This window comes from Oceanicella actignis (assembly GCF_900111545.1).
GTDB classification, from domain to species: domain Bacteria; phylum Pseudomonadota; class Alphaproteobacteria; order Rhodobacterales; family Rhodobacteraceae; genus Oceanicella; species Oceanicella actignis.
In genome coordinates this window covers 1-5,224 of record NZ_FOHL01000022.1, presented here as the reverse complement: position 1 = coordinate 5,224, position 5,224 = coordinate 1, and the positions used below count along the sequence as shown (strand labels likewise).

Annotated in this window: 6 protein-coding genes; all 6 read right to left on the bottom strand. The window is 70.3% G+C overall.

Going from position 1 to position 5,224, the window contains the following annotated elements; genetic code table 11:
- A partial coding sequence (locus BMW67_RS15180) for a PriCT-2 domain-containing protein (protein ID WP_177174527.1) occupies nt 1-1,601 on the bottom strand: 1,601 nt, incomplete at its 3' end.
- A complete protein-coding gene (locus tag BMW67_RS15175) occupies nt 1,601-1,825 on the bottom strand; it encodes a DUF6511 domain-containing protein (RefSeq protein WP_072748549.1) in 225 nt (74 codons plus the stop codon). The genes BMW67_RS15175 and BMW67_RS15180, both read right to left, overlap by 1 nt.
- Nucleotides 1,822-3,561 carry a DEAD/DEAH box helicase gene (locus BMW67_RS15170; RefSeq protein WP_091764285.1) on the bottom strand — a complete coding sequence of 580 codons (1,740 nt, stop codon included), beginning with the start codon at nt 3,559-3,561 and terminating at the stop codon, nt 1,822-1,824. Before BMW67_RS15170 ends, BMW67_RS15175 begins: the two co-directional genes overlap by 4 nt.
- Complete coding sequence (locus BMW67_RS15165; RefSeq protein ID WP_072748550.1) at nt 3,555-4,559, bottom strand: PD-(D/E)XK nuclease family protein; 1,005 nt, start codon at nt 4,557-4,559, stop codon at nt 3,555-3,557. The genes BMW67_RS15170 and BMW67_RS15165 overlap by 7 nt, the downstream gene beginning before the upstream one ends.
- The gene (locus tag BMW67_RS15160) at nt 4,559-4,924 is read right to left on the bottom strand and encodes a hypothetical protein (protein WP_091764283.1); all 366 of its coding nucleotides are present in this window, start codon (nt 4,922-4,924) and stop codon (nt 4,559-4,561) included. Before BMW67_RS15160 ends, BMW67_RS15165 begins: the two co-directional genes overlap by 1 nt.
- Nucleotides 4,925-4,990: 66 nt before the next feature.
- Nucleotides 4,991-5,224, bottom strand: a 234-nt coding sequence (locus BMW67_RS15155; protein WP_218139779.1) for a hypothetical protein, incomplete at its 5' end; no start/stop codon positions are given.

The window sequence follows — 5,224 nt, the reverse complement described above, 5'->3', positions numbered from 1 at the left end:
GCGCCCTGAAGCGCCCCCCAGAAATGAAGCGGCGTGGTGGTGCCATAGACGCAGAGACAGGGCTGGACGATGTCGCGCCGCTCGTTCGAGCCGTCGCGGTTGGCGTATTCCGCGCCGAGGAATACGCCGCTCGCCGCGCTGTAGAGCTCCGTCATGTTGTCGAGGATTTCGGTGACGTGGCGCGGGCTGCGTTTGCGGTCGGCCGCGGCCGAGAGGAACATCCCGAACTCGTCGAGCTGGAACAGGATCGCCGGCTGGCGGTGGAGCGCGGTCAGCAGCCCCGCGCCCGAGGCGATCTTGTTGCCGCCGAGGTGATGCGCGAGCCCCGCCTCGAAGAAGAGCCGGTTCACCACCTCGCGGGCGTGGTTCTTGCCCGAGCCGCTGTCGGCGATGCCGACGATGTAGAGGTTGGTGCGCAGGTCTGACTCGGTGCGGTAGCGCCGCCCCATCAGGGCGCCGAGGGCGCAGAGGCTCGCGCCCACCGCGAGAAGCGGCTGAGGCCTGCGTGCCGTCTCGATCATGTAGCGTGCGAGATCGCCCACGAGCCCGCCCGGGATCGTCAGCGTGAAGGACGGCGTGGGCGGGAGGATCGGCGCTGAGGTTTCGGGCCGTGCGAGTCGCGCGAGGAGGCCGGCCGCGGGATGCTCGTCGGCCGCACACGCCTTCTGACTGCCGTCGAGCAGCAGGTCGGGGTCGGGACGCCAGCCCTTCTCCATGGCGAGGTGATAGATCGTGCCGGCGCCGATCCGCGCGGGCCTGAAGCTCGCCCAAGCCTTCGCCGTCGCGGCCGGGTCGTTCTTGGCCGCCTGCGCCGACCATTCGGTGAAGAGCGTTGCGCCCTCATCGCCCAAGGCACCCTTCAGTGCCATGCCGATGCGCATCCAGCTGTCGTAATCGAGCTCGGCGTTCGGCAGCCAGGCGAGCGCGCTCCGGATCGCCGCCAGCGTCCCAGCCTGCGCATGCGCGGGCAGACATGGGTGCCCGGTCCCGTTCGCCGCCTTCGCACCGAGGCTCTTCGGGCGCAGATCGGGCGGGATCAGCGCCAGCGCCTCGTCGAGGAAGGCCGCTGCCCGGTCGGCGTCGATCTCGGGCAGGCTCTCGATGTCGAGATCCGCGAGGCCCTCGTCCGGCCAGGCGTAGGGCCGGCCGGTATCGGGATGCTCGGCATAGGCCACGAACTGCTGCCCGAGGCAAAGCATTTCCAGCGGCGCGCGCCGGATCCCGGCGAAGGGTTCTCGCGTGCGATAGACGAGGAGCCGCTTCGGCGGTTTGCCGATCCTGAGCGCCGGCGTGTCGCCCAGCCGTTCGCGGGCCAAGCGTTCGATGCGCAGCGCCAGCTCGCCATCTTCGGCGATGTCGATGTCGAGTGCTGCGACTGCACCGCCCGCGATTCCGACGCCGCAGCCGGGCCAGCTCGACCAGGTTGCGACCTCGATCTCGGTCGTGGCGCGATGCGCATGCCTGTTCCAGCGCGGATAGTCGCGCCACGCGCCGCGGGCGAAGAGCCCCGGCTTCTTGGCGCCCGGCGCGATCGGCAGGATCGCGTAGCCATTGGCCACGAGACGCGCGCCCACGCGCGCCATCCACGAGGTGTCCGCCATCAGAAGGGCGCCTCCGGGATCATGCCAACGAGCCGGGCGCGGTCCTTGGCCGCCAGATCGCGCAGGTGGTCGCAGTAGCCGGTGACGATCACCTCGACGAAGGTGTCCCACTCCTTCTCGGTGAGCAGGGCGAGATCGGTTTTCCCGAGACTGTCGAGGTATGCGCCGCCGGCCTTGCCGCCCTCGACCATGGCCGCAGTCTCGTTCGGGGTCGGATCGATCATGCCCGACCTCCGGTGGCAGATGTCCTGGCAAACCCGGCTGCAGAGGTCTCTGCGGCTCGTGTCGCGCCGCGGGTCGGAGACGGCAAAGCGCGGGTCGAACCAGCCCCAGCCGCGGGGTTCTCGATGGCAGACGGCGCAGAGGCCGGAACGGCTGTGAGGCATGGGGCGAACCTGTAGGCGGTGATTTCGGTGAAGCGGCCCGCGGGGCGGACGGCGATCTCGGTGGGGCGACGCAGCTCGTCCGCGAGGATGAGCGCTTCGTCGACGGACTGGGGCACCTCCAACTCGGGCGCCCGCTCGCGCCACCAGCTCGCGGCCTTCCGGCGCGGATAGCCCTCGTGCTCGAAGCAGACCCATTCTGTGTGAAAGGCGAGCCCGCAGCGGTAGGTGACCTTCAGCGAAACCCGCCCGCCGCGTTTCTCGTGGCGGCTGAAGGTGACGTCGGTGACGCCGACCCATTGCGGCTTGCCGGTGGACAGCACCTCCAGCGTCGAGGCGGTCGGCTCGAGCTTCACCTCGCGGCCGGGGAACTCGAAGCCGCAGCAGGGGCATTCGAGGGCGGCAATGGCCACGATGGTCCCGCATTCGGGGCAGATCTTGGTGGGCGGCGGCCCGTCGCCCGGACCGCCCGGCCGCTTCGGCCGCACGAGATCGATGGGGCCATGCCGGCGGACATTGCCCGCGAAATCGAGAACGAGGCAGTTCTCCTTGCCCTCGGCGAGCCGCGTGCCCCGACCCGCCATCTGGACGTAGAGCCCGGCCGACTTGGTGGGCCGCAGCATGGCGATCAGATCCACGGCTGGTGCGTTGAAGCCCGTCGTCAGCACGCCCATCGAGGCCAGCGCCCTGATCTCGCCGCGCTTGAAGGCGGCGATGATCCGGTCGCGCTCGTCCTTCGGCGTCTTTCCGAAGATGGTGGCGCAGCTGACCCCGCGGCGGCGGAACTCTTCGGCAACATGGGTGGCGTGGCGGACGCCCGAGCAGAAGGCGAGCCAGGACCGCCGCGTCTCGCCATGGGCGATCACCTCGGCCACGGCCGCGCGTGTGATGGCATCCTGGTCGACCGCGTCCTCGAGATCGCGCGCGATGAACTCGCCGCCGCGCGATCCCACGCCCGTCACATCGAGCCGGGTCTGCGTCTGCTTCGAGATGAGCGGGGCGAGATAGCCCTGATCGATCAGGTCGCGGACCGACACCTCGTAGGCAATGTCGGTGAAGAGCGCGTTCTCGCCCTCGTGCAGCATGCCGCTGTCGAGCCGGAACGGCGTCGCCGTCAACCCGATCACCTTCAGCGCCGGGTTGATCGCCTGCAGGTCATTGAGGAAGCGGCGGTACATGGTGTTCGACCGCCCGGGGATCAGATGGGCCTCGTCGATCAGCACCAGGTCGGCATGGCCGATGCGCGTCGCCTTGTCGTGGATCGACTGGATGCCGGCAAAGAGGATCCGGGCCCGCGCATCGCGGCGGCCGAGACCGGCCGAGTAGATGCCCGCCGGCGCCTCGGGCCAGAGCCCCAGCATCTCGGCATGGTTCTGCGCGATCAGCTCGCGGACATGGGTGACGACGAGCACGCGCTGATCCGGCCAGGCCTTGAGCACGCCACAGGTGAAGGCGGCCATGACGAGGCTCTTGCCGCCGGCGGTGGGGATGACGACGAGCGGGTTGCCGCTCTCCTTCTCGAAATAGCCGTAGATCGAGGCGATCGCGGCCTGCTGGTAGGGGCGCAGGGTCAGCATGCGGCGGCCTCCTCATCGCGGGCGTCGTTGGTCCAGGCCGAGCCGTCGCGCATGCGGTAGGCGACGAAGTCCTCGCCTGCGTCGGTCACCTCGCCGGGGACGAGATCGGGGATGAACAGGTGCCGGGCGCAGGCGCGGCGCTGGTCCGCCGGGTCGAGCAACCGGTCGTGGCGCGCGCAATGCCAGCCGCCGACGTCCCTGTTGGTCGCGCTTCCGGACGAAGAACCGGTTCCCACTTCTTCTGGAGGCGCTTCGATGGGCGTCGAATGCAGGCAGGACCGGCAGGTGATGGCCGCGGCCTCCTCGCCATGGCAGAGCCCGTGGTGGTCGCAGAACCGGCACTCGAACCAGGCGGGATCCGCGCTGATCCGCTCGGGCGGATGCTGGGCGAAGATGATCCGCCGCGCCTTTTCCAGCAGGCGTTCGCCCATCTCGGGATCGGCCGGGACGCGCTCGATGTGCAGCGCGTCGGAGTCCTTGCAGACCGCAACGTAGAGCGCCCGCGAGATGCCGGTCAGGTGCATGTAGACCTGCATCTGCGCAAGGTGCCGGGGCTTGGCGAGCGCGACGCCCTTGCCGACGAGTTCGGCGAAGCTCTTCGCCGAATGCGTCTTGAACTCGACGACATGCCAGGTCTTCGGCGCTTCGAGCAGACCGAGGGCGACCGCGTCGAGCGAGCCGCCGAAATGGCCGCCATGGGCCTCGACGCGGAACTGCCGCCCGGTCTCGGGATCGACCTCCAGCACGGTGGCGCCCGTGGCGCGCAGATCGCGGACGAGCCGCGCCTCTTCAAGCTGGCCGGTCTCGAAGAGCCGCAGGATGCGGCCGGTGTGCCGCGCTGGCGTCGCCCAGCGGAAGTCGTACCAGAGCGCGCGGGCGCAGGACTTGCCGATCAGCGAGGCGCCGAGGTGGTCGCGGAAGCCGTCGCCCTGCCGGGCCTCGTAGGCGGCGTAAATCGCGGAGAGGGTCGGCGTCGGGGGGTCGGGAAGCTCGGCCATCAGCGCGCCTCCTCCTGCTCGAGCCGCGCCCGCGCCTCCGCCAGCACCGCGGTCCAGGCGGCGCCGTCATGGCGTTCGCGCAGGACGGCGATGATCATGTCCTTCAGGCGCTCGCGCCGGCGGCGGCCGCCCTGACGGGCGAGGATCTCGGCGCGCTCGCGATTGAGGTGGCGCAGCGCCGTGCGCGCGCGGTGAAACCAGTCGGGGTCGATCGGCTTCGCCGTCCGCTGCCGCGCCAGATCGGCGGTCGCGATCTGCGTGCGGATCTTCGCGATGGCGTCCTCGATCTCGATCAGGCGCCGGGCGTCGTCAGGCAAGCCGGGGGCGTTCGCGGCCGCGCAGGCCGCGTCGGTGATGTTGGTCATGGTCGGTCTCTCGGGTCTGGCGATGTCCGGACCGCCGCGAGTGTCAGCCCGCGGCGGCCGAGGGCGTCAGCTCTTGGCGCGCCAGGGCGCGGTGGTCGGGCGGGCGGTCGGCTGGGCGGGTGCGCTGGCCGGCTGTGCCGCAGCCGGCTGTTTCGGTGCGGCAGGCGGCGTTTCGGGCACGAGGTAGCGGATCGTGTTCTTCTCGCCGTAGCCGTCCTTCGGGGGCTTCACGCCGACCTGGATCGTCATCGGGATCAGGTGCAGCTCCTCGCTGTCGTTCACCTGCAGCTTGCCCGTGGC

Bases quoted from the DNA above. Each gene is read 5' to 3' on its own strand.
- BMW67_RS15160 (WP_091764283.1), bottom strand. From the start codon at position 4,924: ATGACCAACATCACCGACGCGGCCTGCGCGGCCGCGAACGCCCCCGGC.
- BMW67_RS15170 (WP_091764285.1), bottom strand. From the start codon at position 3,561: ATGCTGACCCTGCGCCCCTACCAGCAGGCCGCGATCGCCTCGATCTAC.
- BMW67_RS15175 (WP_072748549.1), bottom strand. From the start codon at position 1,825: ATGATCGATCCGACCCCGAACGAGACTGCGGCCATGGTCGAGGGCGGC.
- BMW67_RS15165 (WP_072748550.1), bottom strand. From the start codon at position 4,559: ATGGCCGAGCTTCCCGACCCCCCGACGCCGACCCTCTCCGCGATTTAC.